The organism is uncultured Sphingomonas sp., from assembly GCF_936927845.1.
Lineage (GTDB): Bacteria > Pseudomonadota > Alphaproteobacteria > Sphingomonadales > Sphingomonadaceae > Sphingomonas.
In genome coordinates, this window is record NZ_CAKZHV010000031.1 from 57,663 (window position 1) to 76,716 (window position 19,054).

18 protein-coding genes are annotated in these 19,054 nt (G+C 69.2%); 8 read left to right on the forward strand and 10 right to left on the reverse strand.

Annotated elements, in window-relative coordinates; all coding sequences use genetic code 11:
• Window positions 1-113: 113 nt before the first annotated feature.
• Together Q0579_RS05130 and Q0579_RS05135 are read right to left on the reverse strand one after the other, a co-directional pair.
• Window positions 114-314 (reverse strand): DUF2007 domain-containing protein, encoded by a 201-nt coding sequence (locus tag Q0579_RS05130; protein WP_298809845.1) that lies wholly within the window; start codon window positions 312-314, stop codon window positions 114-116.
• Window positions 314-859 (reverse strand): pyridoxamine 5'-phosphate oxidase family protein, encoded by a 546-nt coding sequence (locus Q0579_RS05135; protein WP_298809846.1) that lies wholly within the window; start codon window positions 857-859, stop codon window positions 314-316. The genes Q0579_RS05130 and Q0579_RS05135 overlap by 1 nt, the downstream gene beginning before the upstream one ends.
• A 50-nt stretch (window positions 860-909) precedes the next feature.
• On the opposite strand from Q0579_RS05135, the gene Q0579_RS05140 reads away from it, so the two are divergent.
• Together Q0579_RS05140 and Q0579_RS05145 are read left to right on the forward strand one after the other, a co-directional pair.
• Window positions 910-1,155: a type II toxin-antitoxin system CcdA family antitoxin gene (locus tag Q0579_RS05140; RefSeq protein WP_298809848.1), complete on the forward strand. Its 246-nt coding sequence runs from the start codon at window positions 910-912 to the stop codon at window positions 1,153-1,155.
• A complete protein-coding gene (locus Q0579_RS05145; protein ID WP_298809851.1) occupies window positions 1,156-1,452 on the forward strand; it encodes a CcdB family protein in 297 nt (98 codons plus the stop codon). It begins immediately after the preceding gene.
• On the opposite strand, the gene tldD is transcribed toward Q0579_RS05145, so the two are convergent.
• A complete protein-coding gene (tldD, locus tag Q0579_RS05150; RefSeq protein WP_298809854.1) occupies window positions 1,449-2,873 on the reverse strand; it encodes a metalloprotease TldD in 1,425 nt (474 codons plus the stop codon). The genes Q0579_RS05145 and tldD overlap by 4 nt on opposite strands.
• Before the next feature lie 65 nt (window positions 2,874-2,938).
• Window positions 2,939-3,181 (reverse strand): zinc-finger domain-containing protein, encoded by a 243-nt coding sequence (locus Q0579_RS05155; protein ID WP_298809857.1) that lies wholly within the window; start codon window positions 3,179-3,181, stop codon window positions 2,939-2,941.
• An 80-nt stretch (window positions 3,182-3,261) separates the two neighbouring features.
• Here Q0579_RS05155 and Q0579_RS05160 point away from each other — a divergent pair, with 80 nt between their 5' ends.
• On the forward strand, window positions 3,262-4,209 hold the full coding sequence (locus Q0579_RS05160) for an ABC transporter ATP-binding protein (RefSeq protein WP_298809860.1): 948 nt from the start codon (window positions 3,262-3,264) through the stop codon (window positions 4,207-4,209).
• 19 nt (window positions 4,210-4,228) lie between these two features.
• Here the strand turns inward: Q0579_RS05160 and Q0579_RS05165 are convergent, their stop codons facing one another.
• Entirely contained in the window at window positions 4,229-5,149 is a 921-nt protein-coding gene (locus Q0579_RS05165; protein WP_298809865.1) for a cobalamin-binding protein, read from the reverse strand.
• Window positions 5,146-5,679: a hypothetical protein gene (locus Q0579_RS05170; protein ID WP_298809866.1), complete on the reverse strand. Its 534-nt coding sequence runs from the start codon at window positions 5,677-5,679 to the stop codon at window positions 5,146-5,148. The genes Q0579_RS05165 and Q0579_RS05170 overlap by 4 nt, the downstream gene beginning before the upstream one ends.
• Before the next feature lie 277 nt (window positions 5,680-5,956).
• Between Q0579_RS05170 and nadB the strand changes: the two genes are divergently transcribed.
• From nadB to Q0579_RS05195, 5 genes are all read left to right on the forward strand, one after another.
• Complete coding sequence (nadB, locus tag Q0579_RS05175) at window positions 5,957-7,537, forward strand: L-aspartate oxidase (protein WP_298809950.1); 1,581 nt, start codon at window positions 5,957-5,959, stop codon at window positions 7,535-7,537.
• 171 nt (window positions 7,538-7,708) lie between these two features.
• Complete coding sequence (locus Q0579_RS05180) at window positions 7,709-8,839, forward strand: serine hydrolase (RefSeq protein ID WP_298809869.1); 1,131 nt, start codon at window positions 7,709-7,711, stop codon at window positions 8,837-8,839.
• A 144-nt stretch (window positions 8,840-8,983) separates the two neighbouring features.
• Window positions 8,984-11,767: a DNA polymerase I gene (gene polA, locus Q0579_RS05185; RefSeq protein ID WP_298809871.1), complete on the forward strand. Its 2,784-nt coding sequence runs from the start codon at window positions 8,984-8,986 to the stop codon at window positions 11,765-11,767.
• A 12-nt stretch (window positions 11,768-11,779) separates the two neighbouring features.
• Window positions 11,780-12,022, forward strand: coding sequence for a hypothetical protein (locus tag Q0579_RS05190; RefSeq protein ID WP_298809873.1), 243 nt, complete (start codon window positions 11,780-11,782; stop codon window positions 12,020-12,022).
• Entirely contained in the window at window positions 12,023-13,537 is a 1,515-nt protein-coding gene (locus tag Q0579_RS05195) for an oligosaccharide flippase family protein (protein ID WP_298809876.1), read from the forward strand. It begins immediately after the preceding gene.
• 98 nt (window positions 13,538-13,635) lie between these two features.
• Here Q0579_RS05195 and purH read toward each other — a convergent pair whose 3' ends face one another.
• The 4 genes from purH to Q0579_RS05215 are packed head-to-tail and all read right to left on the reverse strand — an operon-like array spanning window position 13,636 to window position 18,967.
• Entirely contained in the window at window positions 13,636-15,207 is a 1,572-nt protein-coding gene (gene purH, locus Q0579_RS05200) for a bifunctional phosphoribosylaminoimidazolecarboxamide formyltransferase/IMP cyclohydrolase (protein WP_298809878.1), read from the reverse strand.
• 33 nt (window positions 15,208-15,240) lie between these two features.
• Complete coding sequence (locus Q0579_RS05205) at window positions 15,241-16,992, reverse strand: heparinase II/III family protein (protein WP_298809880.1); 1,752 nt, start codon at window positions 16,990-16,992, stop codon at window positions 15,241-15,243.
• Entirely contained in the window at window positions 16,989-17,651 is a 663-nt protein-coding gene (gene rpe / locus Q0579_RS05210) for a ribulose-phosphate 3-epimerase (protein WP_298809881.1), read from the reverse strand. Before rpe ends, Q0579_RS05205 begins: the two co-directional genes overlap by 4 nt.
• 44 nt (window positions 17,652-17,695) lie before the next feature.
• A complete protein-coding gene (locus Q0579_RS05215) occupies window positions 17,696-18,967 on the reverse strand; it encodes an RsmB/NOP family class I SAM-dependent RNA methyltransferase (protein ID WP_298809883.1) in 1,272 nt (423 codons plus the stop codon).
• Window positions 18,968-19,054 lie beyond the last annotated feature (87 nt).

A 19,054-nucleotide genomic window follows, 5' to 3' on the forward strand; every position in this document is an offset into this window, starting at 1 on the left:
CATAGCAAACCGCGTGCCAACCAACCGCCAAGCGGACGCGGGCGATATATTGCTACTTCGCGGGCAGTGATCCGGTAATTAATGGGCAGTGAAAGCGCAGTTCTGCCTAATAATTAGGCAGGATCGACCAACCGCTTTGCGCGCAACAGATCGTCCTCATCCACCATCACGCGCGCGGGAATCAGCAGCCAGCTGCCGTCGGCGATCGATGCGCCGGTGTCGAACGCAACCGCGTCGATCCCTTCCGCTTCGAGCCGACCGACGATGATGTTGGCGAGATTGCGGTCGAAGCGACCGAGTTCGACCAGCGCCATTACGCGGGGACCGTCGGGTTGCGCACCGGCAACCCGTCGATGCTGGTAGTGCGCTGCGCATATTTGGCGAAGCGGGTCTGGTCGTCTTGCGTCGCGTGATATTTGTTGAGCGTCTCGCGCGAGCGCTCGAACGTCATGTGCGGCACGCCCCAGCCGCACGAGGTCTGCACCTGCTGCACCTCGACGACGAAGATCTGCCGCGTACCGGGCAGCAGCGTGAAATGCGCCGCGAGCGCAGCCCAATCGTCGTCCTGCGGCAGCACCGGCCGACCGCGGCCGTAGATGCGGAAGATCAGCGCGGGATTGTCGAAGGCGCAGAACATGATCGTAATGCGTCCGTCGGCGATCAGGTGCGCGTTGGTTTCGTTCCCCGATCCCGCGACGTCGAGATAGGCAACGGTGCGATCGTCCAGCACGCGGAAGCTGTCCATGCCCTTGGGGCTGAGGTTGATCCGCGTGCCCGCCGCCGCGGTGGCGACGAAGAATACCGGCTGTTTCACGACGAACGCGCGGTGTTCCGGGGTGAGCGCGGGAAAGAACTCCATGGCAAATGCCTCACGTTGACGCGCATCATCCATGCGCATAGCTTATCGGCATGAGACACGATCCGATCGCCTCGGGCAAGCGCAAGTCAGTCAATATGTCGATCGACACCGGCGTCGTCGCGGCAGCCCGCGAGGCCGGCGTAAACCTGTCGCAAGTCAGCGAAGCCGCGTTAAGGAATGCGGCCAAGGAAGCGCTTGATGCGAAGTGGCGGGAAGAGAATCGCGCCTGGATCGAAGCGCACCGCAAGTGGGTCGAGGAAAATGAACTGCCACTGGAAAAGTACAGGATGTTCTGAGTGGCGCGCTTCGACGTCTACCGCCTGAATGACGGCTCGATGGTCGTTGATTGCCAGGCGGACTTCCTGAGCGACATCGGCACCCGCTTCGTACTACCATTACTCCCGCGAGGAGAGGGGCCGGGACCGAACGCGCGCATCAATCCTGAATTTGACATCAACGGCGAGCGACTCGTGCTGGTCGCGCAACTCGCCGCGACGCTCCGCACCGCGGAGCTACGAGCGCGCGTCACCTCGCTCGCGGACGAGAGCTATCGGATCATCGGCGCGATCGACGTTCTGATCGGCACCGCTTAGGTCGCGGTGCCGCCCACCGTCAGCCCGCCGATCAACAGCGTCGGCTGACCCACGCCCGCGGGCACGCTCTGCCCGCCCTTGCCACACATGCCGATGCCTTCGTCGAGCGCGAAATCGTTGCCGACGCCTTCGACCTTGGTCAGCACGCTCGGTCCATCGCCGATCAGCGTTGCGCCCTTGATCGGCGCGCCGATGCGGCCGTTCTCGACCAGATACGCCTCGGTGCACGAGAAGACGAACTTGCCCGACACAATGTCGACCTGCCCGCCGCCGAAGGATTGCGCGAAGATGCCGCGCTTGACCCGCGACAGCAGCTCGGCGGGATCGTCCTTGCCCGCCTTCATGAACGTGTTGGTCATGCGCGGCATCGGCGCGTGCGCGAAGCTTTCGCGGCGGCCGTTACCGGTCGGCTCGACCCCCATCAGCCGCGCATTGAGGCGGTCCTGCATGTAACCTTTTAGGAATCCGTCCTCGATCAGGATCGTCTCCGAGGTCGGCGTGCCCTCGTCGTCGATCGACAGCGAGCCCCGGCGGTCGGCGATCGAGCCGTCGTCGACTACGGTGACGCCGCGCGCCGCGACCTGCTCGCCGATCCGGCCGGAAAAGGCGCTGGTGCCCTTGCGGTTGAAGTCGCCTTCCAGCCCGTGGCCGATCGCCTCGTGCAGCACGATGCCGGGCCAGCCCGGCCCGAGCAGCACCGTCATCTCGCCGGCGGGCGCGGCGACCGAGTCGAGGTTGACGAGAGCCTGGCGCAGCGCCTCGTCGACCGCGCGGTTCCACGCCGCCGGCTCGAACAATTGATCGTAGAGGTAGCGACCGCCCATCCCGAACGTGCCCGTCTCGCGCCGGCCGTTCTGCTCGACCACGATCGAGACGTTGAGGCGGACGAGCGGGCGCACGTCGGTCGCGACGAAGCCGTCGGCGCGGACGATCTCGACCACGCTCCACGTGCCCGACAGCCCGACCGACACCTGCGCAACGCGCGGATCGCGCGCGCGCGCCGCGGCGTCGATCGTCTGGCACAGGTTCACCTTGTCGGCGAAGGGCACGAGGTCGAGCGGATCGGCGTCGGTGTAGAGGTGGCGGTTGGTGCTGCGCGGCGGCTGCGCCTTCCCGCTCGCCGAAGGGTCGATCAGCGCCATCGTCTCCGCGGCGCGCTTGATCGCGGCCTCGCTGAGTTCATTGGCGTGCGCAAACGCGGTCATCTCGCCCGACACGGCGCGCAGGCCGAAGCCCGCGTTGGTGTCGTAGCTCGCGGTTTTCAGCCGCCCATCGTCGAAGCCGAACGCCTCGGCCTTGCGATATTGGAGGTACAACTCACCGTCGTCGGCCTTCGCCAGCGCGTCGGCGGTCAGCGCCTTTGCCGCGTCGGGGTCGAGCGAGTCGCGGTACAGGAACGAGCGGGGGTCGAGTGCGGTCATGCGTCCTAGATAGGACGGCGCAGCGCATTGGCAAAGCCGGCCCACGCACTCGAAACGTCGGCCGCTCAATGCACGTCGGGGTTAGACCCTTCGTGGATGTCGGGCAGCGTGCCCTGATCGACGCCGTCCGCCGGACCGCCGATCAGCACGAAGCGGCGGTCGCAATAGCCGCAGTCGACGTAGCCATGCTCGTCGATCTGAAGGTAGATGCGCGGGTGACCGAGCCCCGCACCGCCGGGAATGTCGCTGGCGCCATCGCAGGCGACGCGGGGTTGCGAGACACGGACGACTTCGAGCGGCGGATGCATGACCTGCGCGTTAGCAAGCACGCGCGCGACTCGCAATCATCGCCTAGCGCGCAGCCTGCGATCGGCGTACCGCGCCAGCCATGACCAGTGAAGCCGCGATCTCGATCCAGAACCTGTGCAAGACTTACGCTGCGCCCGGCCCGGGTGCGGCGGAAAAGCGCGCGCTCGACGGCGTCACCTTTGACGTGCCGCGCGGCAGCGTGTTCGGGCTGCTCGGCCCCAACGGCGCGGGCAAGTCGACGCTGATCAACATCCTGGCCGGCCTCGTGAACAAGACCAGCGGCACCGCCGCGATCTGGGGGTTCGACATCGACCAGCATCCGCGCAACGCCAAGGCGTCGATCGGGATCGTCAACCAGGAGATCCTGTTCGATCCCTTCTTCACGCCGATCGAGACGCTGGAAATCCAGGCGGGGCTCTACGGCGTGCCCAAGCGCGAACGCCGTTCGATGGAGCTGCTGCGCGCGGTGCACCTGGAGGACAAGGCGAAGGCCTATGCGCGCACGCTGTCGGGCGGCATGAAGCGGCGGTTGATGGTGGCGAAGGCGATGGTCCACCAGCCTCCCGTGCTCGTCCTCGACGAGCCGACCGCGGGCGTCGACATCGAGCTGCGCCAGCAACTCTGGACCTACGTGCGCAGCCTCAACGACGCCGGAGTAACGGTGGTGTTGACGACGCACTATCTCGAGGAAGCCGAGGAACTCTGCGACCGGATCGCGATCATCAACGGCGGCCGCGTCATCGCCAACGAGCCCACCGCCGAGCTGGTCGGCAAGGCGCAGGAGAAGGTGGTCGCGGTGACGGTCGACCGCGACGTCGCCGATCTCCCCGACGCGTCGTGCTTCGAGAAGATCGTGCTCAAGGGTACCCGCACGCTCGAGATCACTTATTCCAAGGACCGCGTAAACGCGGGCGAGGTGCTCGCCGCGGTGCAGCGGGACGGGCTCGGTATCGTCGACGTGACCACCAAGGAAGCCGACCTGGAGGACGTGTTCCTGAGCCTCACCCGCGCCGCCAACGCGGGCTAGGGCGCGGGGGCGGTCTCGATCAGCCGAGCCGCACCCAACCTTCCCCCGCGTCGCGCCGCTCGGCGGGGTCGATGCAGGCCGCTAGGATTTCCGCCGACTCGACCAGCCGCGGGCCCGGGCGGTTGAAGAAATGGTGCCCGTCGGCGACGAACACGCGGTTGTCGCGCACCGCCTTCAGGTCGCGCCAGCGCGGATGGTTCACGACCGGCCCCAGCTCACGCATCGTTTGCGGAATCTGGTAACCGCACGGCATCATCACGATCACGTCGGGATCGGCCTCGGCCAGCGCGTCCCATTCCAGCCACGGCGAATGCTGCCCGGCGGCGGCGAACAGCGGCTCGCCGCCCGCGATCCTGACCAGCTCGGGCACCCAGTTTCCCGCCGCCATCAGCGGCTCGGTCCACTCGATCGAGGCGACGGTCGGCCGCTCGCCGGAGGCCGCGACGCGTGCCTCGAGCGCCGCCATCCGCTCCTTGAGTGCCGCGACCGCCGCCGCGGCCTCTGCCTCGCGCCCGGTCGCCTGCCCGACGCGCGCGAAATCGCCCCACACGTCCGACAGGTCGTCGGGGGCGAGCGACACCAGCACCGGCTGCGTACCCGTCCATTGGTCGAGCGCGTCGACCAGGTCGGCGGGCGTCACCGCGCAGACCGCGCACTGCGACTGCGTCAGGATCACGTCGGGGCGGATGGCGCGTAGCCGCTCGGTATCGACCGCGTAGACCGACAGGCCCTGGCGCACGATCTCCTGCACGCGCACGTCGATCTCCAGCGACGTCAGCCCCTTCTCCAGCTTGGTCGAGGTCAGCACCGGCAGGTCGCCGACGAAGCGCGGAAAGTCGCACTCGTGGCTGCGCCCGAGCAACTGTTCGCCTAAGCCCACCGCCACCGCGATCTCGGTCGCGCTCGGCAGCAGCGAGACGACGCGCAAGGGAGCGCTCATGCGGCGCGCGGCGCGGCCGCGTACCAGCGCGGCGCCGCGCGCATCAGGACCACGTGGAGCGCGGCCAGCACGCCGCACCACAGTGCATCGTTGGCGAACAGGCGCAGGATGATCGCGGGGGTGAAGGTGCCCGTCCCGCCGACCGCGAGCGCAAACGCGTAGAGCAGCGCTTCGTCGAGCACGAACGCCGCCGCGAACACCGCCAGCGCGCGTGGCAGTGTGACGTCGCCCGCGAAGGCGGCGCGCGCGAACAGTCCCGCTGCGACGCTCGCCACTCCCAGCGCCACGCCCCAGGCGAGCGCGTAGCCGTCGAGCGGATAGCCGAGCAGGCCGAAGCCGAGGATCTGGTTCACACCCCACGCGCCGAGGATCGTCACCAGCATCGCGGGCGTCCGCATCGTCGCCGCCGCGATCACCGCCAATCCGACGAACGGCATCATGCACGCGGTCGCGAGCGTGCCGAGGATCGTCGCCGCGGCGAGCGTCAGCGGCCAGGCGATGTCGCGTGTGGCGACGTTCGAGGCGGACATGCGTTTCTCCCGTTTCACGCTCGCCGACTAGCCGCTGGTGCGCGGATTGCCCAGCCTGACTGCATCTTCTCCCCTCCCGGGTGAGGGAGGAGAGTTGACGAGCGGATCGGCTGAACGACCACGCCGGGACTGTCCTACGTCAATCACTTGGTGCACAGACCTGCGCCATGCATCCGCTCGCCTCCTCGATCGTGTTCACCCCGCCGACGCGCGCACGCACGCACGCGCGTAGGTGCGACCTTTGTGACCTTTCGCGCGTCGGAGCCGGCGCGTGAGCGTGGCGGGCAGCGACGTGCTGATCGTCGGTTCCGGCGCGGCGGGCCTCACCGCGGCGCTCAACCTCGCCGATCGCTTCCGCGTCACCGTGCTCGCAAAAGGCGCGCTCAACGAAGGCTCGACCGCCTGGGCGCAGGGCGGGATCGCTGCGGTGCTCGAACCCGGCGACACCTTCGCCAACCATGTCGAGGACACGATGGTCGCGGGCGCGGGGTTGAACGACCGCGACGTGGTCGAGTTCGTTGTCGGCGAGGCGCCGGAGGCGATCGCGCGGCTGCGCGCACTGGGCGTGCCGTTCGCCGAGGAAGCGGGCGCGCTCCACCTGACGCGCGAGGGCGGCCACTCGCACCGCCGCATCGTCCACGTCGCGGATGCGACCGGCTGGGCGGTGCAGGAAGCGCTGCAGCGCGCGGCGGAGGCGCACCCGAATATCACGCTCTTGCCCGACCGCTGCGCGGTCGACCTCGCCACCAGCCGGCACGAGGAGCGTTACTCGGGCGCGGGCAACGTTTGGGGCGTCTACGCGCTCGACCGCGCGTCGGGGACGGTCGAGCTCCACACCGCGCGCGCGACGATCCTGGCGACCGGCGGGGCGGGGCGCACCTATCTGTTCTCCACCGCGCCCAGGGGCGCGACCGGCGACGGCATCGCGATGGCGTGGCGCGCGGGTTGCCGCATCTCCAACATGGAGATGATGCAGTTCCACCCGACCTGCCTCTACAATCTGGAGGTCAAGAACTTCCTGATCACCGAGGCGGTGCGCGGCGAGGGCGGGCGGCTGATCAACCCGGCGACGGGCAAGCGTTTCATGGCCTATTACGATCCCGAGCGGATGGAGCTTGCGCCACGCGACGTGGTGGCGCGCGCGATCGACGCGGAGATCAAGCGCTACGGCCTCGACTGTGTCCACCTCGACATCAGCCACCAGCCGGCGGATTTCGTGCGCGAGCATTTCCCCAACATACAGGAGAAGTTGCTGGGGCTAGGCATCGACATGACGGTGCAGCCGATCCCGGTCGTGCCGGCGCAGCATTACACCTGCGGCGGGATCGTGGTCGACCGCGACGGTCGCACCGATTTGCCCGGGCTGTACGCGGCGGGCGAATGTACCGAGAGCGGGCTGCACGGCGCCAACCGCCTCGCCTCCAACTCGCTGCTCGAATGTTTCGTCTACGGCGAGGCGGCGGCGCGCCACATCGCGGCATGCTGGGACACGCTGCCTGCTGTGCCCGCGATCCGGCCATGGGACGAGAGCCGCGTCACCGATTCGGACGAGGAGGTGGTGATCAAGCAGAACTGGACCGAGATCCGCCGCTTCATGTGGAATTACGTCGGCATCGTGCGCACCACCAAGCGGCTGCAGCGCGCCAAGCGGCGCATCGACCTGCTCACGCAAGAAGTCGAGGAGCATTACGGCCATTTCCGCGTGACGCCTGACCTGATCGAGCTGCGCAACCTGATCCAGACCGCCGACCTGATCGTCCGCTCCGCGCTTCACCGCCACGAAAGTCGCGGGTTGCATTTCACGCTCGACTATCCCGACACGCTCCCGCAAGCGGTCGATACCGTGCTGGTGCCGTGAAAAGCGAGCCGCGTCAGGTGCTTGTCGCTGCCGCCGGCTTGCGTGCACGGTCGGACGTCACAACATCTCGTCTTGCGGATCGGGTGAATGGTCGCAATCGTGCGGGCGGGCCATTGCCGAGCGGGTTCTGCTCGGGGCAACGATCGCGGAGCGGGCGAGGTTTGGTCAAGAATGCGTAACGGTGGGGTTTTCGGGGCGGCGGCGCTGTCGCTGATGGCGGCGTGCAGCGGCGGGGTGGTGCCGAACCCCGGCGGCCGCGCGCCGCTCGCGGCCGAGACGCAGGCATATGCCGCGCCGATCGTCAGCTTGTCCGTTCCTGCGACGCGTCCGCTGCCGGTGACGAACGCCGCGCCCGCCCGCCTGCGTGCCGAGGTCGACCGGTTGATCGGCGAGTTCCCCGGCAAGGCGGGTGCCGCGATCCGCGCGGTCGACGACGGCTGGACGGTGCAGCGCGGCGGCGCGCTAAGCCTGCCGCAGCAGAGCGTCAGCAAGCTGTGGGTCGCGCTCACCGTGCTGTCGCAGCGTGACGAGGGCAAGCTCAGGCTCGACGATCCGGTGCTCGTCACCGCACAGGACCTGACCTTGTTCCACCAGCCGATCGCCAGTCTGGTGCGCGGCGAAGGGTATCGTACCACCGTCATGGGGCTGCTGACGCGCGCGCTGACGCAGAGCGACAACACCGCCAACGACCGGCTGCTCACGCTGGTCGGGGGACCGAGCGCGGTGCGCGCGTTCATCGCGCAGCATCAACTGGGCGCGATCCGCTTCGGCCCGGGCGAACGGCTGCTACAGAGCGGTACCGCCGGGCTCACCTGGAACCAGTCGATGGCGATGGGCCGCGGGTTCGAGGCGGCGCGCGCGCGACTGTCGCCCGAGGTGCGCGCCGCGGCGATGCAGCGCTACATCGACAATCCGCCCGATGGCGCGGCCCCGCTCGCGATCGCCGACGCGCTCGCGCGGCTGGCGCGCGGCGAGTTGCTGAGCGAAACCTCGACCCGCGTCATGCTCGACACGATGGGCGCGTCGGTGACGGGCCGCGCGCGTCTGCGTGCCGCGCTGCCTGCGGGATGGAAGATCGCGCACAAGACCGGCACGGGACAGGAACTCGCCGGGCGCAATGCCGGGTTCAACGACGTCGGCCTGCTGACCGCACCCGACGGCAAGCGCTACGCGGTCGCGGTGATGATCGGTGACACGCGCACGCCGATGCGCGTACGCCAGCAGTTGATCCAGAACGTCTGCGCTGCGCTCACCGGTGGCCGGGTCGCCGGGGCGGTCAGCGAAGACGCGAGCGACGGCTGATCCCCTTCCCGTCATCCCGGACCTGATCCGGGGTGGCGGCTGTGAGTTGGGCGAACCGCCGGCCCGCGTTGCCGATCCGCCACGCCGTGGCACCATCGCGCCGCACCTGTTTCGCTGCCACGCGAAACCGCCTAAGTGCCGTCCATGCCGCATCTCTACCTCGTCGACGGTTCGGGCTACATCTTCCGCGCCTATCACCGCCTGCCGCCGCTCACCAACAAGCATGGCGAGCCGGCCGGCGCGGTCTACGGTTATGCCTCGATGCTGTGGCGGCTGGCGGACGACCTGCACAAGGCCGACGGCCCGACGCACATGGCGGTCATTCTCGACAAATCGTCGGTCACGTTCCGCAACGAGATGTACGACGGTTACAAGGCACACCGCCCGCCGCCGCCCGAGGATCTGGTGCCGCAATTTCCCATGATCCGCGACGCGACCCGCGCCTTCTCGCTGCCGTGCATCGAGGAACAGGGGTGGGAGGCCGACGACCTGATCGCCAGCTACGCCAAGGCGGCGTTGGCGCAAGGGTGGCAGGTGACGATCGTCTCCTCCGACAAGGATCTGATGCAATTGGTCGAGGACGGCAGCCTCGACATGCTCGACACGATGGCCAACCGCCGGCTGGGCGAGGCGGATGTCGAGGCGAAGTTCGGCGTGCCGCCCAAGAAGGTCGGCGAGGTGCTGGCGCTGATGGGCGATTCGGTCGACAACGTGCCCGGCGTCCCCGGCGTCGGCCCCAAGACCGCGGCCAAGCTGATCCAGGAGTTCGGCGACGTCGAGGGCGTGCTGGCGGCGGCGCCCGAGATGAAGAAGAGCAAGTTGAAGGACAATCTGCTCGAACACGCCGACAATGCGCGGCTGTCGAGGCGGCTGGTCGAGCTCGCCTGCGACGTGCCGCTGCCCGAGCCGCTGGAGGATCTGGCGCTCAAGGGCATCCCCGAGGCGCCCTTGCGCGCCTTCCTCGAACATCACGGCTTCAAGTCGCTGCTGTCGCGGCTCGGGCAGGTCGCCGATGCACCGACGCCGGAGGCGAAGGTGCCCGGCGTCCAGTTCGACGACGAACCCGCGTGCAACCACGACGGCTACGAGACGGTCGTCGACGAGGTGAAGCTCGGCGAATGGATCGCCGCCGCGCATCATCAGGGCTGGGTCGCGCTCGATACCGAGACGACGGGCAAGGACCCGATGGCCGCGACGCTGGTCGGCATCTCGATCGCGCTCGCCCCCAACCGCGCCTGCTATGTTCCGATAGGACACGGCGGCAGCGACATGTTCGCCGAGCGCCCGGCACAGCTCGACGCCGCGCTGGTGCTGGGCAAGCTCAAGCCACTCCTGGAAGACGCGGGCGTCCTCAAGGTCGGGCACAATTTCAAGTACGACCTGATCGTGCTCGACCGCGCCTACGCCGCCGCCGGGCTGGGTGCGGTGACGATCGCGCCCATCGACGACACGATCGTGATGAGCTTCGATCTCGATGCGGGACTGCACGGTCACGGCATGGACGAGCTCGCCGCGACGCACCTCCAGCATTCATGCATCGCCTACAAGGACGTGGTCGGGACGGGCAAGAAGGCGCTCGGCTTCCACGAGGTCGATCTGAAAGCCGCGACCCGCTACGCCGCGGAGGACGCCGACGTGACGCTCCGGCTGTGGCGGCGATTCAAGCCGCGTCTGCCCGCGGAGAGCGCCACCCGCGTCTACGAGATGGTCGACCGCCCGCTCGTCCCCGTCATCGCGCGCATGGAGCAGCGCGGCATCACCGTCGACCGCGAGCGGCTGGCGGCGCTCTCGGCCGACTTCACGACGCAGATCGCCGGACTGGAAACGGTGATCCACGACCTGGCGGGCGGCGCGTTTACGATTGGCAGCCCCAAGCAACTGGGCGACGTGCTGTTCGAGCGGCTGGGCCTGAAAGGCGGGCGCAAGGGCAAGAGCGGGGTTTATTCGACCGACGTCAACGAACTCGAACGCCTCGCCGCGGACAAGGAGTCGGCGGGCGCGGAGATCGCGCGCCGCGTGCTCGACTGGCGCGGGCTCACCAAGCTCAAGAACACCTACACCGACACGTTGCAGGAACAGATCAACGCCGACACGGGCCGCGTCCACACCAGCTACTCGCTGACCGGCGCGCAGACGGGACGGCTGTCGTCGTCCGACCCGAATTTGCAGAACATCCCGATTCGGCAGGAGGTCGGCCGCCAGATCCGCGACGCGTTCGTAGCAAAGCCCGGGCACGTCATCCTCGCCGCCGATTACTCGCAGATCGAGCTGCGTTTGGCCGCGCACATGGCCGACGTGCCTGCCTTGAAGCAGGCGTTCGCGAACGGCGACGACATCCACAGCCTGACCGCGCAGGAGCTGTTCGGCGAGGTGACGCGCGACAACCGCGCGCGCGCCAAGACGATCAACTTCGCGATCCTTTACGGCATCAGCCGCTGGGGGCTCGCCGGCCGGCTCGACATCTCGGCGGACGAGGCGCAAGCGATGATCGACCGCTATTTTGATCGCTTCCCCGGCATCAACCGCTACATCGCGGAAACGCTGACGGGCGTGCGCGAGCACGGCTTCACGACCACGCTGTTCGGGCGCAAGACGCACTTCCCGCGCATCCGCAGCAAGGTGCAGAACGAGCGCCAGGGCGCCGAGCGCGCCGCGATCAACGCGCCGATCCAGGGAACCAGCGCCGACATCATCAAGCGCGCGATGGTGCGGATGGAACCCGCACTCGCCGCCGCGGGCCTCGCGAATACGTACATGCTGCTCCAGGTCCACGACGAACTGGTGTTCGAGGTGGCCGAGGGCGAGGTCGAGGCGGCACGCGGCGTGATCGAGCACGTCATGGCGACCGCCGCCGAGCCCGCGGTCACGCTCGACGTGCCACTCGGCGTCGAGATCGGCACGGGGGCGAGCTGGGGAGCGGCGCATTGAGGGGGCGCTTGAATGTATCGTGAGCAGATGCAGCTTTGGGTGCGTGAGTCACTCGGTGAGCTAGGCGGAGAGGCCAAGATCATCGACGTAGCTAAGCATATCTGGTTGCGCCATGAAGACGACCTGCGGCAGGCAGGTGATGCTTTCTATACATGGCAATACGACATGCGCTGGGCGGCGGATCAGCTTCGCCGCACCGGGAAGCTTGCCTTACGCAAGGAAGGATCGCGCAGCATCTGGAGCCTTAAGGCTTAGATGGACGACAGCCGTGACATCGCCGCGCTCGCCAAGGGTGGGCGCACCAACGTGGCGGGGTTCGTGCTGCGGCTGGGTGCGCGCATCCCGTTCCTGTTCATCGCCGGGCATCTGTACGGCGCGGCGCTGGTCGGGCGGTTTGCGATCGCGGTGGTGGTGGTCGAACTCGCCGCGCTGATCGCGACTTTGGGGTTGAAGCGCGGGCTGGCGCAGGCGCTCAGTTCCACCGATCGGCCCCACAATGCCGTCGTCGCCGACGCGCTGAGCGTCGCGTTGATCGTATCGCTGTGCGCGAGCGCCTTGCTGTGCGCGTTTCCGCAGTTGATGTACCCCAATAGCTGGATCACCGGGCTCGACCGTTTCTTTCCGCTGATCATCCTCGCGCCCGCCTTGTCCGACGTGAGTCTGGCGGCACTCGCCTATCGCCACGACGTGAAGGCGAGCGTCACCGCGCGCGCGGTGGTGGAGCCGTGGACGCTGTCGGGCGCGGCTTACGCTTTCTCCTTCTTCACGCTGCGCGACGGGCTGATCCTGTCCTACGTCGCTTCGATGGTCGCGGCGCTGATCGCGAGCGTGGTGCCGCTGGTGCGCAGCTACGGGCTGCCGACCGGCTGGTCGCCGCAGTTGCGCGGGTTGTTCCAGCTGGCGCGCGCCAATGCGCCGCTCGCGGGCGCCGATGCGCTCGAATGGGGCAGCCGCAACGTCGACCGCATCGTGCTCGGCCTGCTGTTCGCGCCGGGCGTGGTCGGCATCTATTACATGGCGCAGCAGATCGCGAGCCTGCCGCAGAAGTTGAAGACCAGCTTCGACCCGATCCTGGGACCCGTGGTGACGCAGAGCCTGGCGCGGCGCGATTTCGGCGCGATCGCGCGGCAGGTGCGGCAGGTCGCCTTCTGGATCATCGCCGCGCAATTATGCCTGGCACTAATGGCGTCGATCCCGCGCAAGGCGGTGATGGCCTCGGTCGGCGCGCAATTCGAGAGCGGGGCCGCGGCGATGGTGTTCCTGTTGTTCGCCGAGGTGTTCGCCTCGACCGGCGCGGTGAGTGAGTCCGCGCTCGTCTACATGGCGCGGCACCGCAACCTCGTCATCTCGGCGACGATGCTCGGCGTGCAGGTCGCGCTGTCGCTCGCGTTCGTGCTGGGGATGCGGGCGGCGGGGTTCGGGCTGACCGAACAGGCCGCGGGCGCGCCGGTCGCGCTGATGGTGACGCTGCTGCTGACCTCGGTGATCAAGGCGCGCGTGCTGCGCGGGATGCTGGGCCGTTCGGTGTCGCCGCTGCGTTGGCCGCTCGCCTGGGCAGCGGTGGCGGCGGGGCTGGTAGGCGCCGCGTTCACGCTGCTGCCGCCCGGGTATCGTGCGGTCCAGCTCGCGATCGGCATCCCCGCGACCGCGGCGGTCTATCTGTGGATGATCTGGCGCTACGCCTTCGGGCCCGAGGACCGGGCGCTGTTCACCAAGATGCCCAAGGCGGAGGAAGCGACGCTGCCCAAGGAGGGCGGCGTCACGATCTGACCTCGGCCCCGACGCGAAAGAAGCGGGACCCCGGATCGAGTCCAGGGTGACGAAGGCGAGAGGGGGACGCGCACCCGCTCCCGTCATCCACCTCTCGATCAGTGGCGGAAGTGGCGCATTCCGGTGAACACCATCGCGAGCCCTGCTTCGTCCGCCGCCGCGATCACCTCATCGTCGCGGATCGAGCCGCCGGGTTGGATCACCGCGGTCGCACCCGCCTCGACCGCCGCCAGCAATCCGTCGGCGAACGGGAAGAACGCGTCGGACGCGACCGCCGAGCCGATCGTGCGCGGGCTCGCCCAGCCCGCCTTGTCGGCAGCGTCCTTCGCCTTCCACGCCGCGATGCGCGCCGATTCAAGCCGGTTCATCTGTCCCGCACCGACGCCCGCGGTCGCGCCGTCCTTGGCGTAGACGATCGCATTCGACTTGATGTGCTTGGCGATCGTCCAGGCGAAGCGGCAGTCGGCGAGCTCCTGCGCGGTAGGCTGGCGCCTGGTCACGACCTTGAGCATGTCGTCGGTGAGGACACCGTTGTCGCGGCCCTGCACCAGCCAGCCGCCCGCGATCGACTTGGCGAACAGCCCACCGCGCGCTGCATCGGGCAGCTCGCCGGTCAGCAGCAGTCGCAAATTCTTCTTGGCGGCGAACAGCGCGATCGCCTCCTCGTCGGCGGCGGGCGCGACCACCACTTCGGTGAAGATGCCGGTGATCGCCTTCGCGGTCGCCGCGTCGAGCCGGCGGTTGAGCGCGATGATGCCCCCGAACGCCGACACCGTGTCGCACGCGAACGCTTGCGCATAGGCCTCCTCCAGCGTTGCCGCGGTCGCGACGCCGCACGGATTGGCGTGCTTGACGATCACGCAGGTAGGCGCCGCGTCGCGGAACTCGGCCACCAGCTCGAGCGCCGCGTCGGCGTCGTTGTAATTGTTGTAGGAGAGCGCCTTGCCCTGCACCTGCCGCGCCTGGCCGATGCCGCACACGCCGTCGTTCGCAGCGTAGAAGGCCGCGGCTTGATGCGGGTTCTCGCCGTAGCGCAACGGGTCGCCCGCGCGGCGTAGCGTCAACGGCAGCACGTCGGGGAACGCCGCGCCCTGATCGACCTGCCCGAACCAGCGCGCAATCGCGCCGTCGTAGGCCGCGGTCAGCGCAAAAGCCTTCGCCGCCAATCGCTTGCGATCGTCGAGCGTCGTCTCGCCCGCGGCCACCAGCGCGTAATCCGCCGGGTCGGTCACGATCGCGACATAGGCGTGGTTCTTCGCCGCCGATCGCACCATGCTTGGCCCGCCGATGTCGATGTTCTCGACCACTTCGTCGCGCTCGGCCCCCTTCGCGACCGTCGCCTCGAACGGGTAGAGGTTGACCACCACCAGGTCGATCGCGCCGATGCCGTGTTCCTGCATCGAAGCCGCGTGGCCCGCGTCGTCGCGCACCGCGAGCAAGCCGCCGTGGACCATCGGGTGGAGCGTCTTGACACGCCCGTCCATCATCTCGGGAAAGCCGGTCAGCTCGGAGATGTCGCGCACGTCAAGCCCGGCGTCGCGCAGCGCCTTGGCGGTGCCGCCGGTCGAGACGAGCTCGACGCCCTTTCCGGCGAGCGCGCGGGCGAGATCGACCACCCCCGTCTTGTCGGACACGGAGAGAAGCGCGCGCTTGATCGTGATGCTGGTCATAGCCTTACCTATATTTTCGGGCGCCTTGGCCGTTCAGCGCGCGCGCTTCAAGACCCAGCTTATCGTCGCCCCGCCCGGCGCGGCGCTGCTGCCGACCACGATCTGATGCGTCGGCACGATTGCGCCCGCGGCGTCGATCCATACGCTGTCCTCGATCCGCACGGTGCCGCCGGCCGCGCGGAAATGCCACAGCGCGCCTTGCGGGGTCGACAGCGTCGCCCCCTGCGCGTCGGGGCTGGCGGCGACCGCGACACCCGCGCCCAAGTGGAACCGCGCGGCGAACGGCACCGCGCTTCGGCCTTGTCGCTTGCCCGCGGGCAATAGCGCATCCTCGCCGCGCAGCTCGAGCCCGTCGCCGGTCATCGTCAGCGTGCGGTGGTGGCGAAAGCCGAAACGGCGCGCGTAGCCGTCGTGCCGCGCCTCGATCCGGCTGCCCGCGTCCGATTCCTGCCGCGACAGATCGACTTCGCTCACCCCGCGGCCGAGCGATCCGTCGGGCAACAACGCGGTCGAGTTGGTGTCGGCGAGCACCAAGGTCGAGTGCGCCGCGGTGGAGCGCAGCCCCGCTGCCAGTGCCGCGTCCGCGACCGCCAGCGCACCGCCGCAATTGACGATCACGCGTTCCTCGCCGTCCGACAGCTCGAAGGCGAGCGTCGACGCGCACGCGCCCGCGGCGCTGGGGCTGGTCGGCGGGGGTGCGGCGTCCATCACCAGCACGCTGCGCGCGGCCGCGATCCGCTGATAACCGCGGTCACTCGCCTGACGCAGGGGGCGACGCACGACGCGGCTGGCGGCCAACACCGCCTGCACCTCGTCCGCGGCGATTGGCCCCGCCCCCTGCCAGCTCGACAGCCCGGCATCGCCCATCATCGTGCCGAGCAGCGCCGACACGCTGCGCCCCAGCACCTGCGACACCGCGTCGGGCAGGTCGAGCCGGCGTGCGTCATAGGCGGCGCGCAAGGCGGCGAGCAGCTCGATTGCGTCCAACTGGTCGCGCGGGGACCGGCTGGCGATCCCGCCGTCGCCGCCGATCGACACCGCCAGCGCGCGCTCCAGCCCGGCCTCACCGATGGCGCGGCGCGGGTCGCCGCCGGGGATCAGCAATCCTGCGACCACCACGCCGCACCAGGCGGCGATCCGGCGCACCCCTGCGGGCGTCTTGTCGGCGGTGCGATCGAGGTGGCGCGCGCCGCGCGCGATCGCGCTCAACACGCTGCTGCGATAGATCAGGTCGGTCGAGGACAAGAGCAGCGGCGCGTGCGCGGTCCACATCAGCATCCGCCGGCCCCACAGATCGGGGCGCCAGCCACGCTCGGTCACGCGCTCGCCGTGCACCGCGAGCCAGCGCTGCGTCAGGATCTCCGCGGTGCGCGTCGCCGCGGCGCGGTCGGGCGCCGCCCACAGGTCGCGCAGCCAGGCGAAGCTCTGCGCGTGGTCGTCGAAGGAGGTGCTGCCGATCGAGGAAGCGAAGGTCACCTCGTCGAGCGCGCGAAACTCGTTGCCCCAGGCAAGCCAGCCCGCGGTCAGCGCCTCGCCGCGCTCGGGGTCGCCGGCCAGTGGATCGGCCGGCACCGCGAGGAGCTTGCGTGGGTAGCGGCCCTTCAACCGCATGTCGTGGATCGGCGTGCGCCATGTCAGCCGGTCGAAATAATCGACGAGGCGCTGGCCGAGCGACGCGCTGCCGTCGCTGGCGGCGCGCACCATGCGGTGGCCGGCGTCGATCGTGTCGCGCGCCTGACGATCGCCAAGCCCGCCGCCGGGCTCGTCGGCGCGCATGTCGCTCATTCGCCGCGGATCGCCCGGATGTTGGCGGCATAGGCCTCGGGTCCGCCGCGGAAGGTGGCGGTGCCCGCGACCAGCGCGTCCGCTCCCGCGTCGATCGCGCGGCGCGCAGTGTCGGGGTCGATCCCGCCGTCGACTTCCAGGTCGATGTCGCGGCCGCTCGCGTCGATCATCTTGCGGATCGCGGCGATCTTTTTCAGCTGACTATCGATGAAATGCTGCCCGCCGAAACCGGGATTGACGCTCATCACCAGGACCAGGTCGACCATGTCGAGCAGGTAATCGAGCATCTTGGCGGGCGTGCCCGGACACAGGACGACGCCCGCGCGCTTGCCGAGCGACTTGATATGCTGGAGCGAGCGGTGGATGTGCGGCCCCGCCTCCGGGTGGACGGTGATCGTATCCGCGCCGGCTTCCGCGAACGCGTCGAGGTACGCGTCCACGGGTGAGATCATCAGGTGGACGTCGAACGGTTTCGCGGTGTGCGGGCGGATCGCCTTCACCACCGCCGGCCCCATCGAAATGTTGGGGACGAAATGCCCGTCCATGACGTCGATGTGGATCCAGTCCGCGCCGGCGGCGTCGATCGCGCGCACCTCCTCGCCGAGCTTGGCGAAATCGGCGGACAGGATCGAGGGCGCGATGCGGACGGGTTTCTGCATGGTGCCCGCACCTAGCGTGCCCGGCCCTTCACCGCCAGCGTGCGCTATCCGCCAGCACGACGCAGCCGGGCGACGAAGAAGCCGTCGCACCCGCCTGCGTCCGCGAGCATCGTCGGCAGCGTGCGGACGTAGCCGCGTTCGTGTGGGGTAATCCCCTGCGGCAGTTCGTCGCGATGCGCCGGATCGATCGCGTAATCGCTGCGTGCCTCAAGGAAGCGGTCGAGCTGCGCCTCGCCTTCCTCGGGCTCGAGCGAACAGGTGGCGTAGACGAGCGTGCCGCCCGGCACGACCCAGTCGGCGGCACGATCGAGCACGCGCGCCTGCAATGCCGCGGCCTCCGCGATCACCGCGTCGTGCGCGCGGTAGAGCACGTCGGGGTGGCGGCGGAAGATGCCCGTCGCGCTGCACGGCGCATCGATCAGCACCGCCTGCGCAGGCGCGGACGGCGCCCAGTCGAGCACGTCGGCGATCGTCACGTCGAAGGCGAGCCCGGTGCGCGCGCGGTTCTGCCCCAGCCGCTCGGCGCGCGTCTGCGACACGTCGACCGCTTCGACCTGCCAGCCCGCGGCGGCGAGTTGCAGCGTCTTGCCGCCGGGTGCTGCGCACAGGTCGAGCGCCTTGCCCGTCCCCCGTCCGATCAACCGCGCTGGGATCGTCGCGGCGATGTCCTGCACCCACCAGCCACCGGCGTCGTAGCCGGCGAGGCCGGGCACGTCGCCGCCCTCGACCCGGACGTGACCGGGTGCGAGCGCCATACCGTCCGGGTGCACCACGTCTTCGGCGCGCAGCGTCAGGTCGAGCGGCGGCGGCACCGCGATCGCGTGCGCTGCCGCGGCCACCACCGCGTCACCCCAATGCGCTTGCCAGCGCGCCGCGACGTGCGCGGGCAGCGTTGGCTGCTCGGGAAGCGCTGCGTTCTGGCGCATCAGCGTGCCGAACACGCCGTGTACCAGCCGCTTCGGCCCGCCGTCGATCAGCGGCAGCACGGTCGCGATCGCGGCGTGCGGCGGCGTGCCGAGCGACAGCGCCTGGACGAGCGCGATACGCAGCACGAAGCGCGCCTTGGCATCGTCGGGCAGCCGCTGCCGCGTGGCGCTATCGATCAGCGCGTCGAGATCGGGCAGCCGCCGCAGCGTTTCCGCGGCGATCGCGTGGGCGAGGCCGCGGTCGGGCCCGCCGTGGAGCGCGCGTGTCGCGAGCGGCAGCGCGGCGTCGAGCGCCTCGCCGCGCCGGAGCACCGCGTCGAGCAGGCGAAGCGCCGCACGCCTGGGCGCGGTACCCAGCGGCTCGCCCGCGCGCGTCATGTCGCGCGCCATCAGCGGTGCGCTGCGCGGAAGTGGGTGATCGTCTTGAAGCGGTTCATGCCGGCCCATATGTCGCGGGCGCTCAACGCGTACAATCCG

What these genes read in the sequence shown, in the direction of transcription:
- Q0579_RS05165 (WP_298809865.1), bottom strand. Translation starts at nt 5,149, where the DNA reads ATGAGCGCTCCCTTGCGCGTCGTCTCGCTGCTGCCGAGCGCGACCGAG.
- Q0579_RS05205 (WP_298809880.1), bottom strand. Translation starts at nt 16,992, where the DNA reads ATGAGCGACATGCGCGCCGACGAGCCCGGCGGCGGGCTTGGCGATCGT.
- Q0579_RS05170 (WP_298809866.1), bottom strand. Translation starts at nt 5,679, where the DNA reads ATGTCCGCCTCGAACGTCGCCACACGCGACATCGCCTGGCCGCTGACG.
- Q0579_RS05190 (WP_298809873.1), top strand. Translation starts at nt 11,780, where the DNA reads ATGTATCGTGAGCAGATGCAGCTTTGGGTGCGTGAGTCACTCGGTGAG.
- tldD (WP_298809854.1), bottom strand. Translation starts at nt 2,873, where the DNA reads ATGACCGCACTCGACCCCCGCTCGTTCCTGTACCGCGACTCGCTCGAC.
- Q0579_RS05130 (WP_298809845.1), bottom strand. Translation starts at nt 314, where the DNA reads ATGGCGCTGGTCGAACTCGGTCGCTTCGACCGCAATCTCGCCAACATC.
- Q0579_RS05215 (WP_298809883.1), bottom strand. Translation starts at nt 18,967, where the DNA reads ATGGCGCGCGACATGACGCGCGCGGGCGAGCCGCTGGGTACCGCGCCC.
- rpe (WP_298809881.1), bottom strand. Translation starts at nt 17,651, where the DNA reads ATGCAGAAACCCGTCCGCATCGCGCCCTCGATCCTGTCCGCCGATTTC.
- Q0579_RS05135 (WP_298809846.1), bottom strand. Translation starts at nt 859, where the DNA reads ATGGAGTTCTTTCCCGCGCTCACCCCGGAACACCGCGCGTTCGTCGTG.
- purH (WP_298809878.1), bottom strand. Translation starts at nt 15,207, where the DNA reads ATGACCAGCATCACGATCAAGCGCGCGCTTCTCTCCGTGTCCGACAAG.
- Q0579_RS05160 (WP_298809860.1), top strand. Translation starts at nt 3,262, where the DNA reads ATGACCAGTGAAGCCGCGATCTCGATCCAGAACCTGTGCAAGACTTAC.
- polA (WP_298809871.1), top strand. Translation starts at nt 8,984, where the DNA reads ATGCCGCATCTCTACCTCGTCGACGGTTCGGGCTACATCTTCCGCGCC.
- Q0579_RS05180 (WP_298809869.1), top strand. Translation starts at nt 7,709, where the DNA reads ATGCGTAACGGTGGGGTTTTCGGGGCGGCGGCGCTGTCGCTGATGGCG.
- Q0579_RS05140 (WP_298809848.1), top strand. Translation starts at nt 910, where the DNA reads ATGAGACACGATCCGATCGCCTCGGGCAAGCGCAAGTCAGTCAATATG.
- Q0579_RS05155 (WP_298809857.1), bottom strand. Translation starts at nt 3,181, where the DNA reads ATGCATCCGCCGCTCGAAGTCGTCCGTGTCTCGCAACCCCGCGTCGCC.
- Q0579_RS05195 (WP_298809876.1), top strand. Translation starts at nt 12,023, where the DNA reads ATGGACGACAGCCGTGACATCGCCGCGCTCGCCAAGGGTGGGCGCACC.